Origin of the sequence: Martelella lutilitoris (assembly GCF_005924265.1) — a bacterium.
In the GTDB taxonomy this organism is placed as follows: Bacteria; Pseudomonadota; Alphaproteobacteria; order Rhizobiales; family Rhizobiaceae; genus Martelella; species Martelella lutilitoris.
The window spans coordinates 272,472-296,955 of sequence record NZ_VCLB01000007.1 but is presented as its reverse complement, the minus strand read 5'-3'; the positions used below and the strand labels follow the sequence as shown (position 1 = coordinate 296,955).

24 protein-coding genes are annotated in these 24,484 nt (G+C 61.8%); 9 read left to right on the top strand and 15 right to left on the bottom strand.

What is annotated here, in order from left to right:
• The first annotated feature begins 1 nt into the window (after position 1).
• From FF124_RS14285 to FF124_RS14260, 6 genes are all read left to right on the top strand, one after another.
• On the top strand, positions 2–781 hold the full coding sequence (locus tag FF124_RS14285) for an ATP-binding cassette domain-containing protein (RefSeq protein WP_138749160.1): 780 nt from the start codon (positions 2–4) through the stop codon (positions 779–781).
• A gap of 3 nt (positions 782–784) precedes the next feature.
• Positions 785–2,716 (top strand): bifunctional 5-dehydro-2-deoxygluconokinase/5-dehydro-2-deoxyphosphogluconate aldolase, encoded by a 1,932-nt coding sequence (locus tag FF124_RS14280; protein WP_138749159.1) that lies wholly within the window; start codon positions 785–787, stop codon positions 2,714–2,716.
• The gene (gene iolD / locus FF124_RS14275) at positions 2,716–4,545 is read left to right on the top strand and encodes a 3D-(3,5/4)-trihydroxycyclohexane-1,2-dione acylhydrolase (decyclizing) (RefSeq protein ID WP_138749158.1); all 1,830 of its coding nucleotides are present in this window, start codon (positions 2,716–2,718) and stop codon (positions 4,543–4,545) included. The genes FF124_RS14280 and iolD overlap by 1 nt, the downstream gene beginning before the upstream one ends.
• Positions 4,546–4,574: 29 nt before the next feature.
• Positions 4,575–5,468 (top strand): myo-inosose-2 dehydratase, encoded by an 894-nt coding sequence (gene iolE / locus FF124_RS14270; RefSeq protein WP_138749157.1) that lies wholly within the window; start codon positions 4,575–4,577, stop codon positions 5,466–5,468.
• Between the two features lie 22 nt (positions 5,469–5,490).
• A complete protein-coding gene (iolB, locus tag FF124_RS14265; RefSeq protein WP_138749156.1) occupies positions 5,491–6,291 on the top strand; it encodes a 5-deoxy-glucuronate isomerase in 801 nt (266 codons plus the stop codon).
• A 71-nt stretch (positions 6,292–6,362) separates the two neighbouring features.
• Positions 6,363–7,511 carry an MFS transporter gene (locus FF124_RS14260; protein ID WP_187326943.1) on the top strand — a complete coding sequence of 383 codons (1,149 nt, stop codon included), beginning with the start codon at positions 6,363–6,365 and terminating at the stop codon, positions 7,509–7,511.
• A gap of 5 nt (positions 7,512–7,516) precedes the next feature.
• Here the strand turns inward: FF124_RS14260 and FF124_RS14255 are convergent, their stop codons facing one another.
• From FF124_RS14255 to FF124_RS14185, 15 genes are all read right to left on the bottom strand, one after another.
• Positions 7,517–8,077, bottom strand: a complete 561-nt coding sequence (locus FF124_RS14255; protein WP_138749154.1) for a DUF1349 domain-containing protein — start codon at positions 8,075–8,077, stop codon at positions 7,517–7,519.
• Between the two features lie 20 nt (positions 8,078–8,097).
• Positions 8,098–8,841, bottom strand: a complete 744-nt coding sequence (locus FF124_RS14250) for an SDR family NAD(P)-dependent oxidoreductase (protein ID WP_138749153.1) — start codon at positions 8,839–8,841, stop codon at positions 8,098–8,100.
• A gap of 27 nt (positions 8,842–8,868) precedes the next feature.
• Complete coding sequence (gene purF, locus FF124_RS14245; protein WP_138749152.1) at positions 8,869–10,356, bottom strand: amidophosphoribosyltransferase; 1,488 nt, start codon at positions 10,354–10,356, stop codon at positions 8,869–8,871.
• A gap of 69 nt (positions 10,357–10,425) precedes the next feature.
• Positions 10,426–11,004: a CvpA family protein gene (locus FF124_RS14240; RefSeq protein WP_138749151.1), complete on the bottom strand. Its 579-nt coding sequence runs from the start codon at positions 11,002–11,004 to the stop codon at positions 10,426–10,428.
• A gap of 57 nt (positions 11,005–11,061) precedes the next feature.
• A complete protein-coding gene (gene radA / locus FF124_RS14235) occupies positions 11,062–12,462 on the bottom strand; it encodes a DNA repair protein RadA (protein ID WP_138749150.1) in 1,401 nt (466 codons plus the stop codon).
• A gap of 25 nt (positions 12,463–12,487) precedes the next feature.
• Positions 12,488–13,669 (bottom strand): alanine racemase, encoded by a 1,182-nt coding sequence (alr, locus tag FF124_RS14230; protein ID WP_138749149.1) that lies wholly within the window; start codon positions 13,667–13,669, stop codon positions 12,488–12,490.
• A 62-nt stretch (positions 13,670–13,731) separates the two neighbouring features.
• Positions 13,732–15,225: a replicative DNA helicase gene (locus FF124_RS14225; protein ID WP_138749148.1), complete on the bottom strand. Its 1,494-nt coding sequence runs from the start codon at positions 15,223–15,225 to the stop codon at positions 13,732–13,734.
• 264 nt (positions 15,226–15,489) lie between these two features.
• Positions 15,490–16,128, bottom strand: coding sequence for a 50S ribosomal protein L9 (rplI, locus tag FF124_RS14220; RefSeq protein WP_138749147.1), 639 nt, complete (start codon positions 16,126–16,128; stop codon positions 15,490–15,492).
• Entirely contained in the window at positions 16,119–17,117 is a 999-nt protein-coding gene (locus tag FF124_RS14215; protein WP_187326942.1) for a DUF2232 domain-containing protein, read from the bottom strand. The genes rplI and FF124_RS14215 overlap by 10 nt, the downstream gene beginning before the upstream one ends.
• A gap of 154 nt (positions 17,118–17,271) precedes the next feature.
• Complete coding sequence (gene rpsR / locus FF124_RS14210) at positions 17,272–17,520, bottom strand: 30S ribosomal protein S18 (protein ID WP_018062978.1); 249 nt, start codon at positions 17,518–17,520, stop codon at positions 17,272–17,274.
• Positions 17,521–17,545: 25 nt separating this feature from the next.
• On the bottom strand, positions 17,546–17,953 hold the full coding sequence (rpsF, locus tag FF124_RS14205) for a 30S ribosomal protein S6 (protein ID WP_138749146.1): 408 nt from the start codon (positions 17,951–17,953) through the stop codon (positions 17,546–17,548).
• A 180-nt stretch (positions 17,954–18,133) separates the two neighbouring features.
• The gene (locus FF124_RS14200) at positions 18,134–18,853 is read right to left on the bottom strand and encodes a hypothetical protein (protein WP_138749145.1); all 720 of its coding nucleotides are present in this window, start codon (positions 18,851–18,853) and stop codon (positions 18,134–18,136) included.
• 3 nt (positions 18,854–18,856) lie between these two features.
• Positions 18,857–19,699, bottom strand: a complete 843-nt coding sequence (locus FF124_RS14195; RefSeq protein WP_138749144.1) for an HAD family hydrolase — start codon at positions 19,697–19,699, stop codon at positions 18,857–18,859.
• 49 nt (positions 19,700–19,748) lie between these two features.
• Positions 19,749–20,678 carry a calcium/sodium antiporter gene (locus FF124_RS14190; RefSeq protein ID WP_138749143.1) on the bottom strand — a complete coding sequence of 310 codons (930 nt, stop codon included), beginning with the start codon at positions 20,676–20,678 and terminating at the stop codon, positions 19,749–19,751.
• A gap of 111 nt (positions 20,679–20,789) precedes the next feature.
• Positions 20,790–21,833, bottom strand: coding sequence for an aldo/keto reductase (locus tag FF124_RS14185; protein WP_138749142.1), 1,044 nt, complete (start codon positions 21,831–21,833; stop codon positions 20,790–20,792).
• A 223-nt stretch (positions 21,834–22,056) separates the two neighbouring features.
• On the opposite strand from FF124_RS14185, the gene fabD reads away from it, so the two are divergent.
• The 3 genes from fabD to FF124_RS14170 all read left to right on the top strand — a co-directional run bounded on the left by fabD (position 22,057) and on the right by FF124_RS14170 (position 24,330).
• Positions 22,057–23,001, top strand: a complete 945-nt coding sequence (gene fabD, locus FF124_RS14180; protein ID WP_138749141.1) for an ACP S-malonyltransferase — start codon at positions 22,057–22,059, stop codon at positions 22,999–23,001.
• A 67-nt stretch (positions 23,002–23,068) separates the two neighbouring features.
• Positions 23,069–23,806, top strand: coding sequence for a 3-oxoacyl-[acyl-carrier-protein] reductase (gene fabG / locus FF124_RS14175; RefSeq protein WP_138749140.1), 738 nt, complete (start codon positions 23,069–23,071; stop codon positions 23,804–23,806).
• Positions 23,807–24,093: 287 nt separating this feature from the next.
• On the top strand, positions 24,094–24,330 hold the full coding sequence (locus tag FF124_RS14170) for an acyl carrier protein (RefSeq protein WP_018062986.1): 237 nt from the start codon (positions 24,094–24,096) through the stop codon (positions 24,328–24,330).
• The last annotated feature ends 154 nt before the right edge of the window (positions 24,331–24,484 follow it).

Here is a 24,484-nt window from a genome sequence, read left to right as displayed (position 1 = left end):
GATGAGCGCACCTCTGATCGAACTTCAGGAAATCGAAAAGCATTTCGGCCCGGTGATCGCGCTGGCCGGCGTCTCGCTCTCGGTGATGGCTGGGGAATGCCATTGCCTCCTTGGCGATAATGGCGCGGGCAAGTCCACCTTCATCAAGACCATGTCGGGCGTGCACAAGCCGAGCTATGGCCGCATCCTTGTCGATGGCAAGGAAGTCAGTTTCAACGATCCGCGCGACGCGATGGCCGCAGGCGTCGCCACGGTCTATCAGGATCTGGCGATGATCCCGCTGATGTCGGTGACCCGCAATTTCTGGATGGGCCGGGAGCCCGAGCGGCGCATCGGCCCGATCAAGGTGTTCGACCACAAAAAGGCGGGCGCCATCACCGTCGAGGAAATGGCGAAGATGGGCATTCATCTGCGCTCGGCCGATCAGGCTGTCGGCACGCTGTCAGGCGGCGAGCGGCAGACGGTGGCCATTTCCCGCGCAGTCTATTTCGGCGCGCGGGTGCTGATCCTTGACGAGCCGACCTCGGCGCTCGGCGTGCGCCAGACGGCTAATGTGCTTTCCACCATCGATGCCGTGCGCAAGAAGGGCATCGGCGTCGTCTTCATCACCCATAATGTCCGTCATGCGCTTGCCGTCGGCGATCGCTTCACCGTCATCAATCACGGCAAGACGCTGGGCACAGCCAAGCGCGGCGAGATCAATGCCGAGCAGTTGCAGGACCTGATGGCGGGCGGGCGCGAACTTGTCGAACTCGAATCCTCGCTGGGAGGCACTGTCTAGAGCATGCATGAACTCGATTGTCTCACGATCGGCCGTTCCTCGGTCGACCTTTACGGCGCGCAGGTCGGCGGTCGGCTGGAAGATATGCTGTCCTTCGAGAAATATCTCGGCGGCTCGCCGACCAATATGGCGACGGGCGCGGCGCGTCTCGGGCTGAAGTCCGGCCTGATCACCCGCGTCGGCGACGAGCATATGGGCCGCTTCATCCGCGAAGAGCTGGAGCGGGAAGGGGTAGACGTCACCGGCGTCGTCACCGATCCGCAACGGCTCTCCGCGCTGGTGATCCTGGGCATCCGGGACGAGGATCAGTTTCCGCTGATCTTCTATCGTGAGAACTGCGCCGACATGGCGCTTTGCGAAGACGATATCGACGAGGCGCTGATTGCGCGCTCGCGTTCGCTGGTTGCCACCGGCACGCATCTTTCCAACCCGCAGACCGAGGCGGCGGTGCTGAAGGCGCTGAACCTTGCCCGCAAGCATGGCGCGCGCACGGCGCTGGACATTGATTATCGGCCAAACCTCTGGGGTCTTTCCGGTCACGGCGACGGTGAGAACCGCTTCATCGCATCGGAAAAGGTCACCGCCAAGCTTCAGTCGACGCTGCACCTGTTCGATCTCATCGTCGGCACGGAAGAGGAATTCCACATTGCCGGCGGCACGACGGATACGCTGCAGGCGCTGAAGAATGTGCGCAAGGTGAGCGACGCAACGCTGGTGCTGAAGCGTGGCGCCGCCGGAGCCTCCGCCTTCGAGGGCGCTCTTCCGGATGATATCGATGGCGGCGTTGCGGGCCGGAGCTTCCGCATCGAGGTCTTCAATGTGCTGGGCGCCGGCGACGGCTTCATGGCCGGGCTTCTGAAGGGCTGGTTGACGGATCGGGACTGGGCGGAAAGCCTGACGATCGCCAATGCCTGCGGCGCCTTTGCCGTCTCGCGCCACGGCTGCACGCCGGCCTATCCGAGCCTGACGGAGCTTGAGTATTTCCTCGCGCATGGCGCAACCACGCTGGCGCTGCGCAAGGACAAGGCGCTGGAACAACTCCACTGGTCGACCAATCGTCACGGCGACTGGCCGGAAATGCGGGTCTTTGCCTTCGACCACCGGATCCAGCTGGAAGACATGGCCGCGGAATGCGGTGTTCCGGCCCAAAGGCTGGGCGCGTTCAAAGAGCTCTGCCTGAAGGCCGCTCTGGATGTGGCCGACGGCAGGCCGGGCTACGGCATTCTCTGCGACAGCCGGATTGGCCGTTCATCGCTTTACAAGGCCGCCGGATCCGGTCTCTGGATCGGGCGGCCGACGGAATGGCCCGGTTCGCGCCCGCTCACGCTCGAGCCGGAGCTTGGAGAGGACATGGGCGGGCTTGCCGAATGGCCGGCCGAACATGTGGTCAAGGTGCTGTGCTTCTATCACCCCGATGACGAAGCGGCGCTGAAGGCCGAGCAGGAGGCGACGCTCACGCGGCTCTTTGCCGCCGCACGCCGAAACCGGCTGGAATTCCTGATGGAAATCGTGTCATCAAAGCATGGCGAGACGGATGATATGAGCGCCGCGCGGGTGATCGAGCGTCTTTACGAGATCGGCATCTATCCCGACTGGTGGAAGCTGGAGCCGCTGACCTCGAAATCCGCATGGGCCAATGTGTGCGCGGCAATCGAGCGCCATGACCGCCACACGCGCGGCATCGTCGTGCTGGGGCTCGACGCGCCGGAAGAGGAATTGGCGGCAAGCTTTGCCGAGGCCGCGCGCTTCCCGCTGGTCAAGGGTTTCGCCGTCGGTCGCTCGATCTTCGCCGATGCGGCTCGTGCCTGGCTTTCGGGTACAATAAGCGATGACGAGGCCGTCGCCGAGATGACAGAAAAATACCGCAGCTTTTGCCGCTATTGGGACGAGGCCCGGCAGGCTGCTGGACAGCATGAAAGAGACGAGGCGTTTTGATGAAAACGATCCGCTTGACCGCCGCACAGGCGCTGGTGCGCTATCTGATCGCGCAGAAGAACGAGGACGGCGATCCCGTCATTCCCGGGTGCTGGGCGATATTCGGCCATGGTAATGTCGCGGCCCTCGGCGAGGCGCTTTATGGCGTTCGCGACAGTTTTCCAACCTGGCGCGGCCATAACGAACAGACCATGGCCCATGCCGCAATCGCCTATGCCAAGGCGAAGAACCGCCGGCAGGCCATGGCGGTGACAACCTCGATCGGTCCCGGTGCGACCAATATGGTGACAGCCTGCGCGCTCGCCCATGTGAACCGCCTGCCGGTTTTGCTGATCCCCGGCGATGTCTTCGCCAGCCGCGCGCCTGATCCGGTGCTGCAGCAGGTCGAGGATTTTGACGACGCGACGGTTTCCGCCAATGACTGCTTCCGGCCCGTCAGCCGCTATTTCGACCGGATCACGCGGCCCGAACAGTTGCTGACCGCGCTGCCGCGCGCGCTGTCGACACTGACGGATCCCGAACGCTGCGGCCCAGTCACGCTCTCCTTCTGCCAGGATGTTCAGGCGGAAGCCTTCGACTGGCCGGAGAGCTTCTTTGCCGAAAAGATCTGGCATCAACGTCGCCCGGCGCCGGATGCAGGTGCATTGATGCGGGCGGTTGACGCCATCAGGTCTGCTAAACGGCCTCTGATCGTGGCGGGCGGCGGTGTGCTCTATTCCGGCGCGACGGAGGCGCTGAAAAGCTTTGCCGAAAAGCACAATATCCCGGTTGCCGAAACGCAGGCCGGCAAGTCCTCGCTTCCCGCCAGCCATCCGCTCAACCTCGGCTCGATCGGAGTCACCGGCGCGTCGGCTGCCAACGCAATTGCCGCAGAGGCCGATCTGGTGATCGGGCTTGGCACGCGGTTTCAGGATTTCACCACCGGTTCGTGGTCGGTGTTCCAGAACCCGGCACGGCGCATTCTGGCGATCAACGTCACGGCCTTCGACAGTTACAAGCATGATGCCCTGCCGCTGGTTTCCGATGCCCGGGTGGCTCTGGAGATGCTGGGCGAGAAGCTTGGCGGGCATCAGGCGCCGGCCGTCGATCCCGCGCTGAAGAGAACCTGGATGGCCTCGGTCGCGGCCGCCACCGATGCGCCGTCCGGCAATGCGTTGCCGAGCGACGGGCATGTGATCGGCGCAGTCCAGCGCCAGAGCGGTGAGGATGCGATTGTGGTCTGCGCTTCCGGCGGACTTCCGGGCGAGCTGCACAAGCTGTGGCAGGCCGAACGACCCAATGGCTACCACCTCGACTATGGCTATTCCTGCATGGGTTACGAGATCGCTGGCGGGCTTGGCGTCAAGATGGCGCTGCCGGAACGGGACGTGATCGTCATGCTCGGCGACGGCTCCTATCTGATGGCAAATTCCGAACTCGCGACCTCCGTCATGCTCGGTCACAAGATCACCGTCGTGGTGCTCGACAATCGTGGTTTCGGCTGCATCAACCGGCTTCAGCGCGCGACCGGCGGCGAGAGCTTCAACAATCTGATCGATACCGCCCGCCACGTCGTGCCGTCCGACATCGACTTTGCCGCCCATGCGAGAGCCCTTGGCGCGATCGCTGAGAAGGTCGATGGCATCGAGCCGCTGGAGGAAGCGCTGAAGCGCGCGAGGACCAGCGACCGCAGCCACGTCATCGTCATCGACACCGATCCGATGATCACCACGGAAGCCGGCGGCAACTGGTGGGATGTCGCGGTCCCCGAGGTCTCCGAGCGCACGCAAGTGAATGCGGCGCGCGAAAATTATCTGAAGGACCGCGCCCGCCAGCGGGCCTTTGACTGAGTTCCTTTTGCCTTTGAAAGGGTGAAATCATGATCCTCTTCGGAACCAATCCGATCGCCTGGTCGAATGATGACGACCAGAGCCTCGGCGCTGACATCCCGCTTGAAACCTGCCTGTCCGAGACCGCCGAGATCGGCTTTGACGGCATTGAGAAGGGCCACAAGTTTCCGACCGAACCGGAAGCGCTCTCGGCTGTACTCGCAGCCCACGGCCTCAAATTCGTCTCGGGCTGGCATTCGCTGAACCTGCTTGCGCATTCGGTCGAAGACGAGAAGTCCGCGATCCGCCCGCACCTCGATTTGCTGAAATCGCAGGGCTCAACAGTCTGCATCGTCTGCGAGACATCGAACGCCATTCACGGCAACGACGGCGCAGCCCTGAACAGCCGACCCGTGCTGGACGATGCGGCCTGGGAGGGTTTTGCCGAAAAGCTCGATGCGATCGGGGCCTATTGCGCCGAGCATGGCATCGCGCTCGTCTATCACCATCATATGGGCACGATCGTTCAGAGTGAATCTGAAATCGACCGGCTGATGGCGCTGACGGGTCCCGATGTGCATCTTCTGCTCGACACCGGCCACGCGACCTTCGGCGGCGGCGACCCGGTGGCGCTCGCCCGCCGCCATATGGGCCGAGTCCGTCATATTCACGCCAAGAATGTTCGCGGTGAAATCATGCGGCAGGTGTGGGATGAAGGCCTGAGCTTTCTGGAAGGCGTGCGGCGTGGTGTCTTTACCGTGCCTGGCGACGAGGAGGGGATTATCAATTTCACGCCGGTGCTGAAGATTGCCGCGGAGCACGGCTATTCCGGCTGGATCGTGATCGAGGCCGAGCAGGACCCCGCCGTGCGCAACCCGTTCAAATATCAGAGCATGGGTCTGAAGGCGCTGAAGGCGGCGGCTGAGGAAGCCGGACTGAAGTAGAGAAAAGACGAGGAGAACCGAGATGAGCCGATTGCTGGTCAAGCCGAACGGAACCCATGGCAAGGTTCACGACATCACGCCCGAAAGCGCCGGCTGGGGCTATGTCGGATTCGGGCTCTATCGCCTTTCCGCCGGAGAGACCGTCTCGGAAAAGACGGAAGACCGCGAGGTCATTCTCGTGCTCGTCGAGGGCAGGGCCGCGATCTCCGGGGCCGGCGAGGACTTCGGCACGCTCGGCAAACGCATGAACGTGTTCGAGCGTGAGAAACCGGCCGCGGTCTATGTGCCGGACCATGCAGAATGGTCGGCGAGGGCCGAAACGCACTGCACGCTCGCCGTCTGCTCGGCTCCGGGCAAGGGCGGCCACAAGGCGCAGGTGATCGACAATATCGGGCTGGAAGAGCGCGGCAAGGGCGCAAACACCCGTTATATCCATCCCATCGCGATGGAAGACCGTGATATTGCCGACAGTCTTCTGGTAACCGAAGTGTTCACGCCCGCCGGCAACTGGTCTTCCTATCCGCCGCATCGGCACGACGAGGACAATTATCCCAACATGACCTATCTGGAGGAGACCTATTATCACCGCCTCAATCCCGCCCAGGGATTCGGTTTCCAGCGGGTCTTCACCGAGGATGGCGAACTGGACGAGACCATGGCGGTGCATGACGGCGAGGTCGTGCTGGTGCCGAAGGGCCATCATCCCTGCGGCGCGCCGCATGGCTATGAGATGTATTATCTGAACGTCATGGCCGGGCCGATGCGCAAATGGCGCTTCAAGAACCATCCGGATCACGACTGGATCGCCAAACAGCAGGCGTGAGAGCCGCGGTTGATTGTTGCCGGTGAACGCTGATAATGGCTTGAAGTGAATCACTGCCCATAGGTTTTCCCGTGCAATCTTCCCTCCTTGAACGCTTGCGGCTGCCGGCGCTGGTCGTCGGCGTGTTCCTGATCGGTGCGAACTCCTTTGTTCTCGGGCCGATCCTTGGCGACGTGGCGCGGACGTTGGAGGCGGAGCCGGTCGCGGTGACGCGGGCGATTTCGGCATTCGGGGCGGCGGCGGCCTTCTCGGCCTTCTTTCTCTCCGGCCTGATTGACCGCTACCCCATGCGGGCCGTGCTCGCGGCCGCCGCAGCTTTGATCGCCGCCGGCTTTGCCGGCTCCGCCGCGAGCCCGGTGTGGCAGGCGCTTGCCTTCTTCCAGGGGCTTGCAGGTCTGGCCACCGGCGTGCTTCTGCCTGCCGTCTATTCGCAGGCCGTGCGCTCGGCTCCGAGAGGCGAGGGCGCGCGCAGTTTCGGCATCGTCCTGTCCGGATGGTCCCTGTCGCTGATTGTCGGGGTGCCGCTTTCCGCCATGCTGAGCGATGTCTTGGACTGGCGGATCGCATACGGCGCGCTCGCTGCTCTCGCCCTTCTGACAAGCCTCGTTTTTGCGCTGACCGGCGACAGCGAGCGGCCTCAGGCGGGCGGCAAGGTCTTCAGCCGTCGCGAGGCGATCAGCGTGCCGGGGGTTGCCAGCCTGCTCGTGGCCGGACTGCTGTTCATGACGGTGTTTTACGGCACCTATGCGCTTCTCGGTCTGAGAATACGCGAGACGCTCGGCATCGGCGCCGCCGCCGCAAGTCTCGCCGTCATGGCCTACGGGTTCGGCTTCGGCGTTGGCGGCGCGATGGCGCGCCATGTCGATCGGGTTGGCCCGGCAAGGCTGTTTCCCTTCCTGCTTGCCGGGTCGGGATTGCTCTATTTGCTGCTCTATCCCGCGACCGAGGCCTATTGGACATCGCTGGCGGTAACTTTCCTCCTCGGCATCTTCAACCATTTCGGCCTGAACCTCACCGTCCTGCTTCTGGCCGAGCGCAAGCCTGCGGCGCGCGGAACCCTGATCGGGCTCAATACGACTGCGACTTATATCGCCGTGTTTTTCGGGCCGCTTTTGATGAGCACGGTCTACGCCGGCATCGGCTTTGGCGCTGTCAGCCTTTGCGGCGGCGCCTTGCTGGCTGTCTGCGTCGGTCTGATGTGGCGCCTGAGAAGGGCCTGATCCGCTCAGTGCAGTTCGCGCGAGATCGGAGCGCCGACAGAAAATCCCGAAAATCTGACCCTCAGTCCGGCCCGTTCCGGCGTGCAGGCCGTCATGCCAATCTGGGCGTCCGAAGCGGGGAAGGGGCAAAGCCGCGCCATCTGCCAGTGGCCGTCGCCGAGATGGAACTGCACCCGCACAGCATCATCATGACGGGTGATCCGGATCGAGACCGGCGTCTGCGGGTCTGCGTCGTTGAGCGGGATGACCGACCAGTCCGAGACGTCGCGGGTGACGACAGTGGAAAAATGCATCAGTCCGTCCGTGAACTCGATGCCCGCCTTGATCCAGTGGGTCTCGTCGATCCTGAGGATCAGGCCCGCCTGATCGTAGAGCGTCTCGTAGTCGGCCGTCACGGTTGCGCTGGCGGAAAAATCGCCGGATACCGGCTCAAGCAGGGCATGGCCACTGTCGCGAGTAAAGCCGTAGAAGGTGTTGCGCCAGAAATCGGTGGCCTTGTCGGTCACCAGTTCCAGCGTTCCGTTCTCCTCGGACCATTCAGCCGGTTCGTTCAGCCATTGCGCCATGTTGTTCCTCCCTGCCGTGCCTATTCCGGCAGGCGATAATCCTTCAGCCGGTCTTCCCGCGAAACGAAAAGCCTGCCGCTCTCCTGAAAATCGGGGCTGACCAGCGGCACGATCTTTTCAGCCACTTCGCTTGGATGCGGCAGCGTCATCGGGTCCTCGCCGGGAGCCGCCTGCGCGCGCATGGCGGTGCGGGTGCGGCCGGGATCGAAATTCGTCACCTTGATTGCGGTGTGCGCTGTTTCCGCAGCCCAGGTGCGCCCCAGAGCCTCGACGGCGGCCTTGGAGGCGGCATAGGCGCCCCAGAAGGGGCGGCAGGTGTGGGCAACGCCCGAGGAGATCAGCACCGCGCGCCCGGCATCAGATTGCAGCAGGAGCGGCTCGAGCGAACGAATCAGCCGCCAGGTCGCCGTCACGTTCACATTCATCACCTGTTCGAACACCTTGGCTTCCAGATGGGCGAGCGGCGAGACGACGCCGAGGACGGCGGCATTGGCGACCATGATGTCGAGCTTGCCCCAGCGGGTGAAGATCGAGCCGCCGAGCCTGTCGATCGCGCCCATATCGGCAAGGTCCATCGGCACCAGCGTCGCCGAGCCGTTGCCGTCGGCCTTGATCGCGTCGTCGAGTTCCTCGAGCCCGCCGACGGTGCGCGCGCAGGCGATCACATGCGCGCCTTCTTTCGCCAGGGCCAGCGCGGTGAAATAGCCGATGCCGCGCGACGCGCCGGTGACGACCGCCAGCCGGCCTTCGAGTGACTTGCTCATGATGTTGTCTCCGGACGTGTTCAGGCTTCAGCCGTTGCCGGCCAGAAGCTCGATCTTGGAAAACTCGCCCTCATGCTCCTTGTCGAGCAGGCGGGTCGGATAGTCCCCGGTGAACTGGTGGTCGGTGAACTGCGGCAGGGCATTGTTGCGCTTCTCGCCGCCGACGGCCATGTAGAGCCCGTCAATCGAGAGAAACTGCAGCGAATCCGCGCCGATGAACTTGCACATGTCGGCAAGCGTCTCGTGATTGTTTGCCAGAAGCTTGTCGCGGTCGGGCGTGTCGATGCCGTAGAAGTCGGAATGATAGATCATCGGGCTGGCGACGCGGATATGCACCTCTTTTGCCCCGGCCTCGCGCAGCATCTGCACGATCTTCACCGAGGTCGTGCCCCGCACGATGGAATCGTCGATCAGCACCACCCGCGCGCCGGCAATCACCGCCTTGTTCGCCGAATGCTTCAGCTTGACGCCAAAGGCGCGGATATGTTGCGTCGGCTCGATGAAGGTGCGGCCCACATAGTGGTTGCGGATGATGCCGAGCTCGAAGGGAATGCCGCTTTCCTGCGCATAGCCGATCGCCGCCGGCGTGCCGCCATCGGGAACCGGCACGACCACGTCGGCTTCAACCGGAGCCTCCTGCGCAAGATTGACGCCCATATTCTTGCGCGTCTGGTAGACATTGCGGCCGCCGACGATGGAATCGGGGCGGGCGAAATAAACATATTCAAACAGGCAGAGCCGTTCCGGCTGTTTCAGCGCAGGCTTGCGGCTGTCGATCGAGACCGTCCCGTCGGGCTGCAGCTCGCAGATGACGACTTCGCCGTTTTCGACGTCGCGGATGAACTTGGCGCCGATAATGTCGAGCGCGCAGGTTTCCGAACAGAAGATCGGCTTGCCGTTCAATTCGCCCATCACCAGCGGGCGAATGCCGGTCGGGTCGCGCGCCGCGATCAGCTTGGTGCGGGTCATCGCGATCATCGAATAGCCGCCTTCCATCTGGCCGATGGCGTCGATGAAGCGGTCGGACGAGGTCTTGGCGCGCGAGCGGGCGATCAGGTGCAGCACGACCTCGGTATCGGAGGTCGACTGACAGATCGCGCCGTCGGAGATCAGCTTGCGGCGCATGAACAGGCCGTTGGTGAAATTGCCGTTATGGGCAATGGCGATACCGCCGACGCCGAGTTCGGCGAACAACGGCTGGACATTGCGCAGCACCGTTCCGCCGGTCGTGGAATAGCGCACATGGCCCATGGCCATCGAGCCCTTCAGGCTCTCCAGCATGGCCGGGTCGGTGTAGTGGTCGCCGACGAGCCCGAGATGGCGCTCCGAGCGGAACTGCTGGCCGTCATAGGAGACGATGCCGGCCGCTTCCTGGCCGCGATGCTGCAGCGCGTGCAGGCCGAGAGCAGTCAGCGCCGCCGCATCGGGATGGCCAAGAATGCCGAAGACGCCGCATTCCTCATGCAGCGTATCGTCGTCAAGGCTGAAATCGTCATGGTCGTCAAAACTGGTCATCGCGTGATCCGGAAATGGCTGGGGCAGGGCTCGTCCGAAAGCAGGTTCATCCAGACAGTACTAGAGATATCAGATAGGCCGGACATCCGGCCGGAACTTCAAAATGGCGTTACCGTCGATCATTGCCAGAAGCCGCGTTTCATCGCGCTCAAGCGAACTCTCAATCTCCCCGCCGCCGGGCAGATAGGATTCCAGCTTCGCGGCAAGCATGTCGAGCGCGGGCTTCGACTTGGCGTTGCGGATCCAGTCGGGGCTCTGGGCATCGCCGACCAGCCAGTTCCAGAACGCCACGGCCACCGCAAGAATAAGCACGCCGCGCACTAGGCCAAAGACGAAACCGAGCGACCGGTCAAGCACGCCGGCGCGGCTGTCGATAATATAATCCGCAAATCGCGTGGTCACCAGCGAAAGAAGCACAAGCGCGATCAGAAAGATGACCGCGAAGGCGCCGGCCATCGACATGCGCGAATCGTCCAGAAATCCTTCGAATGTCGGCGCGAGGAAGGGATAGCCGACATAGGCGATCGCCGCAGAAAGCCCCCAGGCGAGAAGCGAGAGAACTTCGCGGGAAAAGCCGCGCACCATGGCAAGAAGGGCCGAAAACAGAACAACGCCGAGGACAATCAGATCGAACAGGGTTACTGGCATTCATTGCTCCGCTTGTCGTGGCCGCACACACACATGGCCGTCGCGCCCGTCGGCGCCTCAATCGCTGTCATCCGCTGCGGTCTCCGGCTTCATGCCCGCGATATCGGCCACGAGTTCAGGCAGCGCTTCAAGTCCTTTTAGCCCGTTTGCGTTGCCCGGCGCAATTTCCGCCGAACCCGAAGGCAGCACGGCGCGCGAAAAACCGAGCTTGGAGGCTTCCTTCAGCCGTTGCGCGGCATGGGTCACCGGCCGGATCGCTCCGGAAAGACTGACCTCGCCGAAATAGACACAATCGGGCGGGAGAGCAAGTCCGGCGAGCGAGGAAATCAGCGCGGCTGCAACCGCAAGGTCTGCTGCAGGCTCGGTGACGCGGTAGCCGCCGGCAATGTTGAGGTAGACATCGTGATTGCCGAGCCGGACGCCGCAATGGGCCTCGAGCACCGCCAGGATCATCGAAAGCCTGGCCGAATCCCAGCCGACGACGGCGCGGCGCGGCGTGCCGAGGGACGTCGGCGCCACAAGCGCCTGCACCTCGACCAGGACCGGCCGCGTGCCCTCCATGCCCGCGAAGACCGCGGCTCCCGGCGCCTTGTCGTTGCGCTCGCCCAAAAACAGTTCGGACGGATTGGCAACCTCGCGAAGGCCGGTGTCGCCCATTTCGAACACGCCGATCTCGTCGGTCGGGCCGAAGCGGTTCTTCACCGTTCTCAGGATGCGGTAGTGATGACCGCGCTCGCCTTCGAAATAGAGCACCGCGTCGACCATGTGCTCGACCACGCGGGGCCCTGCGATCTGGCCTTCCTTGGTGACGTGGCCGACCAGCACCATGGCCGTGCCCGTCTGCTTGGCGAAACGGATCATCGCCTGCACGCCGGTGCGCACCTGGGTTACCGTGCCGGGCGCGGCTTCCGCCTGATCCGACCACAGCGTCTGGATCGAATCGACGATGACGAGATCGGGGCGGGGCCCTTCGGCAAGCGTCGCCAGAATGTCCTCGACATTGGTCTCCGCCGCAAGCAGAACCTCGGTATCCGCCGCGCCGAGGCGCCGGGCGCGAAGCCGGACCTGGGCGATCGCCTCCTCGCCCGAGACGTAGATCACCCGCTGGTTCTGCCGGGCAAGGGCTGCAGCCGCCTGCATCAGGATCGTCGATTTGCCGATACCGGGGTCGCCACCGACCAGAACCGCCGAGCCGCGGACGAAGCCGCCGCCGGTGACCCGGTCGAGTTCGGCCATGCGGCTGGCGATGCGCGGGGCCTCCTCGCTTTCCCCGTCAAGCTTGACGAGGGCAACCGGGCGGCCTTTCTTCGGCGCGCGGGCCGGGCCGCCGCCGATGCCGGCGGAGGGGTTTTCCTCGACGATCGTGTTCCAGGCGCCGCAGGCATCGCATCGCCCCGCCCAGCGGGCATGGATGCTGCCGCAATTCTGGCAGATGAACTGGGTCTTCTGTTTGGCCAAGGTCTCTTCTTTGTCGGAAAAAGCGTCAGTCCGGCTGGATATAGCGGCGACGGTAACGCAAGCCAAGGGAGGTGAGCAATTCATAGCCGATCGTTCCGGCCGCCGTCGCCGCCTCGTCGAGCGCAAGATTGGGCCCGATCAGCTCGATATAGTCGCCGATCCTGATGTCGCTCTCCGGCACATCGGTCACGTCGTAGATGGTCATGTCCATGGTGATCCGCCCGGCAATCGGCACCTTGCGCCCGGCAATGAAGCCGAATCCGCCGGGGTTGACGGCATCGCGCAGCGGCGCGCCCGCCCCCGAAAGCGATCGGTGATAGCCATCGGCATAGCCAGCGGCGGCAATGGCGAGCCGGCTGTCGCGGGCAAGCCTGCAGGTCGCGCCATAGCTTACGGTTTCGCCCGCCCGGGCATTGCGTATCTGGACGATGCGCGCCTCCGCCGTTGCTGCCGGCTTCAGACGCCGCGCCGTCCCCGGCTGCGAATCGCCGCCATAAAGCGCGATCCCGGGACGGGTGAGATCGAAATGATAATCCGGGCCGAGGAAGATGCCGGCAGAGGCCGAAAGGCTCGCCTCGACGCCCTCGAAGGCGGAGGCGGCGATGCGGAACCATTCGCGCTGCGTCTTGTTCATCGGCGAGGCCGGATCGTCGCCGCAGGCAAGGTGCGACAGGATGAGAACCGGTTCGAAACTGGCCGGGCGCGAGACGTCTCCGGCAAGCGCCAGCGCTTCCTCCACGGTGAGGCCGAGGCGGTTGAAACCGGTGTCGACCTGAAGCGCGCAGGGATAGTCGCCATATTCGGCCACCGCGGCGAAGAAGAAGGAGAGCTGCTCCGTGCTCGCAAGAACCGGCACGAGATCGTTTTCGAAGAAGACCTCTTCCGTGCCGGGCCATATGCCGGAAAGCACGAAGATCCGTGCGTTCGGCGCGAACCGCCTGAGCGTCTCGCCTTCCTCCGGCACGGCGACGAAAAAGTCGGCAGCGCCCGCGCCGTAAAGCGCCTCGCCGACATCCTCGATCCCGAGACCGTAGCCGTCGGCCTTGACAACGGCCGCTGTCCGGGCGCTGCCGGAAAGCGTTCGCATGGTCTTCCAGTTTTCGACGATGGCGCCGAGATCGACGGTCAGCCGGGCAGGGGCCGCCGAGAAGGGGATTTCCCCCTCCTGAAGCGGTTCTTCGTTGGGATCGTTCGAAATATCAGACATGAAATCGCCGTTTGTTGCAAAATTTCGGCAATCATAGCGCGTTCACGCCATCTCGCCCATGCCTAATCGTCGAAACTTGAATAGGAGGGATCGGCAAGATCCGCAAAGCGCGTATAGGCGGCCTGGAAGGCAAGATTGGCGGTGCCCGTCGGGCCGTGACGCTGCTTGGCGATGATGACGTCGGCGGTACCGCGCACCTTCTCGTATTTCATCTTCCACTCGTCGTAAGCCGGGTCATCGGGATCGCGCGGCTCGAGGTTCTGGACATAATACTCTTCGCGGTAAACGAACAACACCACGTCCGCGTCCTGCTCGATCGAACCCGATTCGCGAAGGTCGGAGAGCTGCGGCCGCTTGTCGTCGCGGTTTTCCACCTGGCGGGAGAGCTGGGAAAGCGCGATGATCGGAACGTTCAGCTCCTTGGCCAGCGCCTTCAGCCCGGTGGTGATTTCGGTCACCTCCTGCACGCGGTTCTCGCCGGATTTCTTGGAACCCGTCATCAGCTGCACATAGTCGACCACGAGAAGGTCAAGGCCGCGCTGCCGCTTGAGGCGGCGGGCGCGGGCGGACAGCTGGGCGATGGAGATGCCGCCGGTCTGGTCGATATAAAGCGGCACTTTTTGCATGGTCTGCGAACAGGCCACCAGCTTGTCGAAATCGGCCTCGGTGATGTCGCCGCGCCGGATTTTCGACGACGAGACTTCCGTTTGCTCGGAAATGATACGGGTGGCGAGCTGTTCGCCGGACATTTCAAGCGAATAGAAGGCAACGACGCCGCCCTGTTTGGCCTCGATCGTGCCGTCGGGCAGGACTTCCGGCTCGTAGGCGGAGGCGACGTTCCAGGCAATATTGGTGGCGAGCGAGGTCTTGCCCATGCCCGGACGCCCGGCAAGGATGATCAGGTCGGAGCGCTGCAGGCCGCCCATCTTGGCGTCGAGCGTGTTGAGGCCGGTGGAGATGCCGGAAAGATGGCCGTCGCTCTCGAACGCCTTGCTGGCCATGTCGATGGCGATCGTCACCGCGTTTTCAAACGACTGGAAGCCGCCTTCATAGCGGCCGGTCTCGGCCAGCGCGAACAGCTTGCGCTCGGTATCCTCGATCTGCTCGGACGGCGGCAGGTCGATGGGCGCATGATAGGCTGTGTTGACCACCTCTTCGCCGATTTCGATCAACTGACGTCTGATCGCCAGATCGTAGATCGTGCGGCCATAGTCCTCGGCATTGATGATGGTCACGGCTTCTGCCGCAAGACGGGCGAGATATTGCGCAATCGTCAGGTCGCCGACCTTCACGTCACCGGGCAAATGCGTCTTCAGCGTGATCGTGTTGGCGATCTTGTCCATGCGGATCGTATCGCCCGCAAGCTCGTAGATCTTGCGATGCAGCGGCTCGTAGAAATGCTCCGGCTTCAGAAAGTCCGAAACGCGGTAGAAGGCGCTGTTGTTGACGAGAATCGCGCCGAGCAAAGCCTGCTCGACTTCCAGATTGTTCGGGGCCTCGCGCGCCTGCTGGGCGCCAGGCGTCTGGAAGGAAAGGGAAGGCGCGATGTCATTCATGATCGGTCTTTTCTAGGTGTCCTGGGACTGGCTTGGCAAACTATCACTAGCGGATCAACCGCACCCGCTCACCGTCATCGCGATCACATTCTCCGGTCTTGCCCGCAATCCACAGGGCGCAGGGCCAGACAAAAGCGGACGAGGCGAAAACAGGCCGTCGACCTTGACATGATTCGGATGTGTGAAAGGACATGATACCACAGAAAAGCCCGGCCTCCTTTGCGGAAGGCCGGGCCATTGACATCCGAAGCGTCAAGACGCCGATCAGGCGTTCTTGTCTTCCTCTTCGCCTTCTTCCTCGCCAGAGGCTTCGGCTTCTTCGGCTTCGTCCTCGTCATCGAGGTCGTAGTCGGCATCCGGGTTGAAGAAGTCTTCCGGCCGCAGCGCGTCCTCGTCAACGCCGTAGATGGCGTCGGCGGAGGTGAGGTCTTCGCCATGGAGCTGACGTTCGGCCTCTTCGGCGGTGCGGGCGACGTTCAGCTCGACCGTGACATAGACTTCGGCGTGGAGCTGGATTTCGACCTTGTGCAGACCAACCGTCTTGATCGGGTGGTTGAGAACCACCTGGTTGCGGGAGATCTTGAAGCCTTCATCGCCGAGGATCTCGACGATGTCGCGGGTTGCGACCGAACCGTAGAGCTGGCCGGTTTCGCCGGCGGAACGGACAACGATGAAGGACTTGCCGTCAAGCGTGTCGGCAATCTTCTGGGCTTCGTTGCGGCGCTCGAGGTTGCGGGCTTCGAGCACGGCGCGCTCGGCTTCGAAACGGGCCTTGTTGGCGGCGTTGGCGCGCAGCGCGCGACCGGTCGGCAGCAGGTAGTTACGGGCATAGCCATCGCGAACCTTGACGGTTTCGCCCATCTGGCCAAGCTTGGCGATGCGTTCAAGCAGGATTACGTCCATGGGTTTTTCCTTTCAGTGTCGTCGTCATTGTCATCGTCCGGCGGGGTTGCGCCCGGTGAGAGCGCAATGGCCCGCCGCGTGTCAAGAAGGCCCATCACCACGAAGATCAGGGCCGGGAAGGTGAAAATCAGCGAAAGATAGGAGAGGATGATGACCGGCACGCCCCAGCTCTGGCCCCGCGCGGCAAGATGCATGCGGGCAAGGCCGGCGAGCAGAAAACCGCCGCCGAACGCGCCGAGGCAGGCCGCGCCGATGAGGCCGATCGTTCCGCCGAAAAAGGTCGCGACCAGCGCCGCGAGAAACACGAAGATCGCATTGCGATGCATGCGCAGCGATTTGGCCACGTCTTCGCGCGGGCGGTTCGTCAGCCCCGAGGAAATCGCGATCCGTGCGGAGAAATGATAGGCGACGAACAGCAGGATGACCGAGGTTGCGCCCTGGACGATCGGCAGCATGACCACGAACATCGACTTGAACTGCGCGACCAGCGCCGCGTCGGCGGCAAGGTCCGGGTTCTGCATCGTCAGGGCCTGCATGAAGGCGTCGATCAGTTCGCCCGTCGCATCCGGTCCGTAGCCGGCGGCAAAGCCGAGAACGATCAGCGCCAGCGTGATGACGGCGCACAGATGCATCAGGATATCGGAGAGCGGATACCAGGCCGTCAGGCCTTCCGGGCCGCCGATCTCGCTTGCCGGGCGGGCCAGATTGCCGAGATGGCTGAGCCAGCCGGCGGGCACCAGCGTGATGGCAAGCGTATAGAGCGCGAAGAAGGGCGAGACGATGGTCGCGCCGAGACCGCCGGCGACGATGATCGCGACGATAGCGGCAAAATTGCCCCAGCCGAGGCCGGCAATCAGGATGGGAAGCGCGGAGGCGGCGGACAGCAGCGTTGAAAACAGCGCATTGAAACTCGCCGCGTAGGCCAGCATGAAGCCCGCAACGCCGGCAAGCGCGCCAATCAGCAATGTCTTTGCATTGAGTGTTTTCATCTCGCTGTCCTGCTTGTCCAAGCAGTTAGGGAAATCGCGTTTCCCAACCTGGGTTCAATTCTTCGGCTGCTGCGCGCCCACCGCGCCGGAGCCTTTTGCCGGAGAAGCCGCCAAATGCGCCTTCTCCGAAATCGCGCCTTGCGGCCGAAACGCCTTACGAAACGACGTAGGGCAGGAGGCCGAGGAAGCGGGCGCGCTTGATGGCGCGGGCGAGTTCACGCTGCTTCTTCTGGCTGACGGCCGTGATGCGGGACGGAACGATCTTGCCGCGCTCGGAAATGTAGCGCTGGAGGAGACGAACGTCCTTGTAGTCGATCTTCGGAGCGTTGGCGCCGGAGAAGGGGCAGGTCTTGCGACGACGGTTGAACGGACGACGCGTCGGGATGGAGGCGATAGCTACCATGATAAAAACTCCTTAAATCTCGCAATCAGCTGCGCGGACGGCGATCGCCGCGGTCGCCACGATCACCGCGGTTGTCGCGGCCGCCGTCGCGGCGCGGACGGTCGTCGCGGTCGCGCTTCTGCATCATCGCCGACGGGCCTTCCTCATGCGCCTCGACCTTGACGGTCATGTAGCGCAGGATGTCCTCGTTGATGCGCATCTGGCGTTCCATCTCGTGGATCGCGGCAGCCGGCGCGTCGATGTCCATCAGCGCGTAATGCGCCTTGCGGTTCTTGCGGATGCGGTAGGTGAGGGACTTCAGGCCCCAGTTCTCGATACGGCCAACCTTGCCGCCATGCTCTTCGATCAGTCCCTTGTACTGCTCGACGATGCCGTCAACCTGCTGCGCCGTGATGTCCTGGCGGGCCAGGAACACGTGTTCGTAAAGTGCCATTGATATTTGCCTTTCTTGCGTTTCCAGGACCCGGAATTCGGCGGCTAAGCCTCAACGACTGCTCTTGAGGGGAAACCCCGGCAAGAAAAGCGTTAGACGAGACGGTCGAGAGCGGCGACACGGGAGGCAGGCGTCTTTTACGCGCCAAGCGTTTCCGCCACAGCGAAAACAGCCCTCCGTTCAGCCACCAGCCTGAAGACCGGACCTTTGGATGAGCGGCTTATACGGATTTTTCGGGGGAATGCAAGGGGGAGGAACGGGCGTAGCAGCGCAATAGCTATTCAGCGAGTCTGATTGGAGTTCAGTGCGTACTAACTGTTCTTCTTTCTCAACTTCTGGTTTCTCAAATCGCTCGGGTGGCGAAAATAGCAGAGTAACCCCGATAACCAAAACAGCAGCTATCATGCTGAGATAGAATAAGTCCATTTTATCTTTAGTGTGCATCTCGCGAAGTGGGAACTTATACCATGGGGTCGTGCCGGTATTTTTCCCCCAAAAACGCCATCTAAAAGGGCTCGCGCTTGAAATCTCTGTTCCTAAGCTTACAGAATACCCTATTCTTTTAAGTTTTCTCTCAATAATGACTCCCGCATTGACTGATCCGACAAGCAGTCTGTGGTACCAAAATCTATCCATAAAATAGAAGGCAAATATCGGTAATATTGATGCTAATACAATTATTCCCGATACAGATACCTCGGCACCAAATAGCAATATTCCGATATTTAGTCGGAGCGCGTAGCCTCCCAATCCCAGCAAGGCACCAACAACGATCACTGCGTAATTACGAATACGAAGCTCTATGTCATTAAAATGTTGCTGGACGTCGACCGTCTTTTTCCAGATTTCAATCCAATGTTTTGCGCTTGCATCTTTACCTATTTTACGTACCGAATACATTCTCTAAAACATCTCTATAATCTGCTCGAATCCTAACTCAAGGGTATGAGACGGAGTAATGATAGTGCCAAAATTTATTTTCTTTTCACGCTCCACCATCTCTGGTGTCCAGTGTGTTACCTTTTTTAGGAGTTCATACTGTTGGGCGTTCTTGTTCTGGCCATATTTGGCCCAGACGTCGGTTATTCCAGCCTCCTGTGCCATGGCTATGTCCTTCATTTTGCTATCGCCTATGTAGACACATTGCTCCTTATTCTTTCCTAAATCTCTCACTATGGAAATCAGAATGTCTGGGTTTGGTTTGATTTCACCAAACGGCGTATGGCGCTGAATTGTATGAACCATATTGTAAGTATTTGATTCGTAAATACGAATTCTTGACGTGTCCTTTGAAGTTGGCTTAGTATCTTTGGGTGAATAAAGATAATCGACTAATTGATCCAGGCCCAGTTTTCTAAACCTATACTGAGTGTAAAAATCTTGGGATTCGGTATAGGCGACAATTGTAATGCCTTTCGATTTCAGGGTCTTCATTGTTTCGATAACATTTGGATAAAGCCTGAGTGTGGCGCGTCGTGCTTTGCGGTAGGCATCAATGGCAGGTTCCATGTGCTCTAATGCATTGTGCTTGAAACGCTCTTGAACTTCTGGGAGTTCTTCAAGCAAAAAAGCATATTCGCTGGTGCCATATCTCTGATGGACCTTCTGAATAGAGGGAAGCAGAGAATCTGCGGGAACATCCAAAATTCTGGCAGTTTCCTTCAACATCGCACTGAAAGACTGGTACCAAACCTCGACCCAATCTAGGAGAGTATTATCAACATCGGTTATGAGTACGTTTTTCATTATTCCCTGCTATTTCGCAAACTCACCTTCGCAGACAAATGGGTTTTGGTCACACAAGGTAGACGATATACCCCGCATAGACCACCACCATCACCACGCCCGTCGCCCGGTGGAACTTCGGCGCGAAGAACAGCATCCCCGCGAAAAACACGCTCGCCGCCAGCATCACCGGCACATCGAGCGTGGCGAAGCCGTCTGAGACGGGCAGGGGCGCGATGGCCGCGGTGGCGCCGAGGATGCAGAGCGTGTTGAAGATGCAGGAGCCGGTGACATTGCCGATGGTGACGTCGGAGTGGCGTTGCGTGGCGGCGACGACGGCGGTCGCCAGTTCCGGCAGGCTGGTGCCGATGGCAACCACGGTGAGGCCGATCACCGCGTCGGACACGCCGAAATGGGCGGCAAGCTCGGTCGCGCCGCGAATGAGGAACTCCGCGCCGAACAGAAGGACGACGAGTCCCGCCACGATCAACAAGGCCATTTTCCACACCGGCATGGCGTCGACATCCACTTCGACATCGTCATTAAGCCGGGCGCCGGTCCTGCGCGCCCACATATATGTGCGCAGAAGATAAAGGGCGAGGATCGCCAGCAGCACGACGCCGGCAATGCGGTCGATCACCTGATACTGAACGAGGAAAAGCAGGATGACGGCCGAGGCCACCATGGTCGCGGCATCGCGCCGGACGGAGCGGTCCCAGCCGGCAATCGGGAAGATGATCGCGGAGATGCCGACGATCAGCAGGATATTGGCGATGTTGGAGCCGACGACATTGCCGAGCGCGATGCCGGGCGCGCCGGTGAGCGCGGCCCTGACCGAGACCAGCAGTTCCGGCAACGACGTGCCGAAACCGACGATGACGAGCGAGGCGATGAGCGGCGAGATGCCGATCCGCCGGGCCGTGGCCACCGCGCCGGAGACCAGCCATTCCGCGCCGAAATAAAGTCCGAGGAGACCGAGTGCGATATAAAGATAGTCCAAGTTCCGGTCCCTGTCCCTGCCAAGCCGGTTGATAAACCGGCGAAAATTGCGTCCCAGCGACCGCATATGGGGCGCGGCCGCGCGGAAACAATATGCCGCCGGCTTTTGTCGTCAGATCGGCATCGGGAATTGCCGGTGAACCCTGGCGATGTCGTCCAGAACCGTTTCCGACAACGTCAGTTCGTGGGCGGCGATATTGGTCTTAAGCTGTTCCATCGAGGTCGCGCCGATGATCGCGGCGGTGACGAAGGGCCGCGACAGCACGAAGGCGAGCGCCATCTGCGCCGGGTCGAGGCCGTGCTTTTCGGCAACGGCGATATAGGCTTTAACGGCCGGTTCCTGCTGCGGCTTGCGGCGGCCGCCAAGCTCCGGCTGGATCGAGGCGCGCGAGCCGGCGGGCACCGTTCCGCCGAGATATTTGCCGGTCAGGAGACCGGTGGCGAGCGGCGAGAAGGCAAGCAGGCCGACATCCTCGTAATAGGCAAGCTCGGCCATATCGAGATCGTGGTGGCGATAAAGCAGGCTGTATTCGTTCTGCACGGTGGAAATCCGAGTCCGGTCGTTCTGTTCGGCGCGGTTGAGATAGCGCATCGTGCCCCAGGCCGTTTCGTTGGAAAGGCCGATGGCGCGGATCTTGCCGGCCTTCACCAGCCTGTCCAGCGTGTCGAGCGTCTCGGCGATGTCGACATGGCTCTGGTAGCGGTCCTGGCCGTAGGGCGTATAGGTCCAGGAATTGCGGAAATGGAAATGGCCACGATTGGGCCAGTGGATCTGGTAGAGGTCGATATAGTCGGTCTTCAGCCGCTTCAGGCTGGCGTCGAGCGCAGTGCGGATCGCCTGCGGCGTGATCGGCTTGCCGTCGCGCACCCAGGGCCGGCCGGGACCGGCGATCTTGGTCGCCAGAACGATATCGTCGCGCTTCCTGCGGCGCTCGAACCAGGTGCCGACATATTCCTCGGTGCGGCCATAGGTTTCCGCGCTCAAGGGCGTGACCGGATACATTTCGGCGGTATCGAAGAAGTTCACGCCGTTTTCCACGGCATAGTCCATCTGGGCGTGGGCTTCCGCTTCCGTGTTCTGCGTGCCCCAGGTCATGGTGCCGAGGCAGATTTGCGAAACTTCTATGCCGGTGCGGCCTAAACTATTGGTTTTCATGAAATTACCTGAAAATTGAAGGTGGCGGGTTTTGACGAAACTTAGCCGGATGGCGCCGCGGCGCAAGCAATTAGCGCCATTTTCGCGGGCAAATTCAACTGAGAATGCCGGACGGCAGCTATTGACACCGGCAGCCGAAACGTCAAATGGAAGGCCTTTCCCGCGCGGTTTTTCCATGAACCGCGCTTCAAAGCGTTCAAAGATTGGCTTGAGGGGACCGCAGATGACAGTCGCATTCACCTTTCCCGGACAGGGAAGCCAGAGCGTCGGCATGGGCAAGACGCTGGCCGATGAATTTACAGCCGCACGGCATGTCTTCGAGGAAGTCGACGACGCGCTCGGCGAAAAGCTGTCGCGCATCATCTGGGAAGGCCCCGAAGACCAGCTGCAGCTGACCGCAAACACCCAGCCGGCGTTGATGGCCGTGTCGCTCGCGGTGATCCGCGTTCTGGAGGCCGAAGGTCTCGATCTGAAAAGCGACATTTCCTATGTGGCCGGTCATTCGCTCGGCGAATATTCCGCACTTTGCGCCGCCGGCACGTTCTCGCTCTCAGACACGGCGCGACTGTTGCGCATTCGCGGCAACGCCATGCAAAAGGCCGTGCCTGTGGGCAAGGGCGCCATGGCTGCGATCATCGGGCTTGCCTTCGAAGATGTCGAGGCGGTCTGCAAGGAAGCGTCCTCGGCCGGCGTCTGCGAGATCGCCAATGACAATGGCGGCGGCCAGGTGGTGATTTCCGGCGAGAAGGCCGGCGTGGAAAAGGGCGTTGCGCTGGCAACCGACAAGGGCGCCAAGCGCGCCCTGTTGCTGCCGGTCTCGGCGCCCTTCCATTCCTCGCTGATGGCGCCTGCCGCCGATGCCATGGAAGAAGCGCTCTCCGAGGTGCGCAAGGGTGTGCCGGTCGTGCCGGTTGTTGCCAATGTGCGTGCCGAGCCGGTGACCGACCCGGAAGAGATCGCGAGCCTGCTGGTTGCCCAGGTGACCGGCCGGGTGCGCTGGCGCGAAACGGTCAGCTGGTTTGCGGCCAACGCGGTCGAGACGCTTTACGAGATCGGCGCGGGCAAGGTGCTCACCGGGCTTGCGCGCCGCATCGACCGCTCGGTCAACGGCATTGCCGTCTGCGGGCCGGAGGATATCGACGGCGTGCTGAAGGCGATCAAAGGCTGAACGGACTGACACCGGGTCGCCGCGTGCGGACCCTGACACTCAAGGTATTACGGGACGAGGTTTTGACATGTTGGATCTGACAGGGCGCAAGGCGCTTGTAACCGGGGCAAGCGGCGGCATCGGCGAGGCGATCGCCCGCCAGCTCCACGGACAGGGGGCTACCGTGGCCCTCCATGGCACGCGCGCCGAAAAGCTCGAGGCGCTGGCCGCCGATCTTGGCGAGCGGGCGCATGTGTTTCCCGCCGATCTTTCGGACCGCGACGCGGTCAAGGCGCTTGGTGAAAAGGCCGAGGCCGATCTCGGCGGCATCGACATTCTGGTCAACAATGCCGGCATCACAAAGGACGGGCTGTTTGTCCGCATGAGCGACGCCGACTGGGAAAGCGTGCTGGAGGTCAACCTGACCGCCGCCTTCGTTCTGACGCGGGCGATCATGCATCCGATGATGCGCCGCCGCTTCGGCCGGGTGATCAACATCACCTCGATCGTCGGCGTCACCGGCAATCCGGGGCAGGCCAATTATTGCGCCGCCAAGGCCGGCATGATCGGCTTCTCGAAGTCGCTGGCCCAGGAAGTCGCGCCGCGCAACGTCACGGTCAACTGTGTTGCGCCGGGCTTCATCGAGACGGCCATGACCGACAAGCTGAACGACAAGCAGAAGGAAGGCATTCTTTCCGCCGTGCCGATGAAGCGCATGGGCAGCGGTGATGACATCGCTTCCGCCGTCACCTATCTTGCCTCCAACGAGGCGAGCTATGTCACCGGCCAGACCCTGCACGTCAATGGCGGCATGGTGATGGTCTGAACTGAGGCGTCATTTTGGCGGGCACAGGCGATTGAAATGCCCGTGCTGGCCGCCAGACGGCGCTTTTTGGGCTTTGCGCCGTGAACAAAGCATGGTAAGCGGGCCGGGACTGCCAAGAACAGTCCTGCGGATATGATCCGGTCCAGCGGGCCGGTTTTTTTCCAATGTGGGCGTTGGTTCACGTGTTTGCCGCCACATCCGTGCTTGAAGGCAGGGTGATGAAGGCTTTAACTTAGAGGAATGCTTCGCGCATTCCATCGAACTTGAGACAGGTCGAGGATACCGACATGAGCGATATCGCAGAACGCGTTAAGAAAATTGTAGTTGACCACCTGGGCGTTGACGCCGACAAGGTTGTTGAAAGCGCCAGCTTCATCGACGATCTGGGCGCAGATTCGCTCGACACCGTCGAGCTGGTCATGGCCTTCGAAGAAGAGTTCGGTGTCGAAATCCCCGACGATGCGGCCGACTCCATCCTGACCGTTGGCGACGCGATCAAGTTTATCGAGAAGGCCCAGGCCTGATCGAAAGACAAATAGCAGGCGGTTTTCTGGGCATTGCCCGAATACCGCCTTGATCGGCCCGGTCAAACGGGCCATTTTTTTATCCTGAACCGGATCCGGCAGCCATCGGCGTCGACACTGCGCGCCTTGCTTTGGCCGAGCAATATGGTTCGGT

Bases quoted from the DNA above. Each gene is read 5' to 3' on its own strand.
- FF124_RS14170 (WP_018062986.1), top strand. From the start codon at position 24,094: ATGAGCGATATCGCAGAACGCGTTAAGAAAATTGTAGTTGACCACCTG.
- iolD (WP_138749158.1), top strand. From the start codon at position 2,716: ATGAAAACGATCCGCTTGACCGCCGCACAGGCGCTGGTGCGCTATCTG.
- fabD (WP_138749141.1), top strand. From the start codon at position 22,057: ATGACAGTCGCATTCACCTTTCCCGGACAGGGAAGCCAGAGCGTCGGC.
- FF124_RS14215 (WP_187326942.1), bottom strand. From the start codon at position 17,117: ATGAAAACACTCAATGCAAAGACATTGCTGATTGGCGCGCTTGCCGGC.
- rpsR (WP_018062978.1), bottom strand. From the start codon at position 17,520: ATGGTAGCTATCGCCTCCATCCCGACGCGTCGTCCGTTCAACCGTCGT.
- iolB (WP_138749156.1), top strand. From the start codon at position 5,491: ATGAGCCGATTGCTGGTCAAGCCGAACGGAACCCATGGCAAGGTTCAC.
- rplI (WP_138749147.1), bottom strand. From the start codon at position 16,128: ATGGACGTAATCCTGCTTGAACGCATCGCCAAGCTTGGCCAGATGGGC.
- iolE (WP_138749157.1), top strand. From the start codon at position 4,575: ATGATCCTCTTCGGAACCAATCCGATCGCCTGGTCGAATGATGACGAC.
- purF (WP_138749152.1), bottom strand. From the start codon at position 10,356: ATGACCAGTTTTGACGACCATGACGATTTCAGCCTTGACGACGATACG.
- FF124_RS14195 (WP_138749144.1), bottom strand. From the start codon at position 19,699: ATGAAAAACGTACTCATAACCGATGTTGATAATACTCTCCTAGATTGG.
- FF124_RS14280 (WP_138749159.1), top strand. From the start codon at position 785: ATGCATGAACTCGATTGTCTCACGATCGGCCGTTCCTCGGTCGACCTT.
- rpsF (WP_138749146.1), bottom strand. From the start codon at position 17,953: ATGGCACTTTACGAACACGTGTTCCTGGCCCGCCAGGACATCACGGCG.
- FF124_RS14240 (WP_138749151.1), bottom strand. From the start codon at position 11,004: ATGCCAGTAACCCTGTTCGATCTGATTGTCCTCGGCGTTGTTCTGTTT.
- FF124_RS14255 (WP_138749154.1), bottom strand. From the start codon at position 8,077: ATGGCGCAATGGCTGAACGAACCGGCTGAATGGTCCGAGGAGAACGGA.
- alr (WP_138749149.1), bottom strand. From the start codon at position 13,669: ATGTCTGATATTTCGAACGATCCCAACGAAGAACCGCTTCAGGAGGGG.
- FF124_RS14200 (WP_138749145.1), bottom strand. From the start codon at position 18,853: ATGTATTCGGTACGTAAAATAGGTAAAGATGCAAGCGCAAAACATTGG.
- FF124_RS14250 (WP_138749153.1), bottom strand. From the start codon at position 8,841: ATGAGCAAGTCACTCGAAGGCCGGCTGGCGGTCGTCACCGGCGCGTCG.
- FF124_RS14285 (WP_138749160.1), top strand. From the start codon at position 2: ATGAGCGCACCTCTGATCGAACTTCAGGAAATCGAAAAGCATTTCGGC.
- fabG (WP_138749140.1), top strand. From the start codon at position 23,069: ATGTTGGATCTGACAGGGCGCAAGGCGCTTGTAACCGGGGCAAGCGGC.
- FF124_RS14185 (WP_138749142.1), bottom strand. From the start codon at position 21,833: ATGAAAACCAATAGTTTAGGCCGCACCGGCATAGAAGTTTCGCAAATC.
- FF124_RS14225 (WP_138749148.1), bottom strand. From the start codon at position 15,225: ATGAATGACATCGCGCCTTCCCTTTCCTTCCAGACGCCTGGCGCCCAG.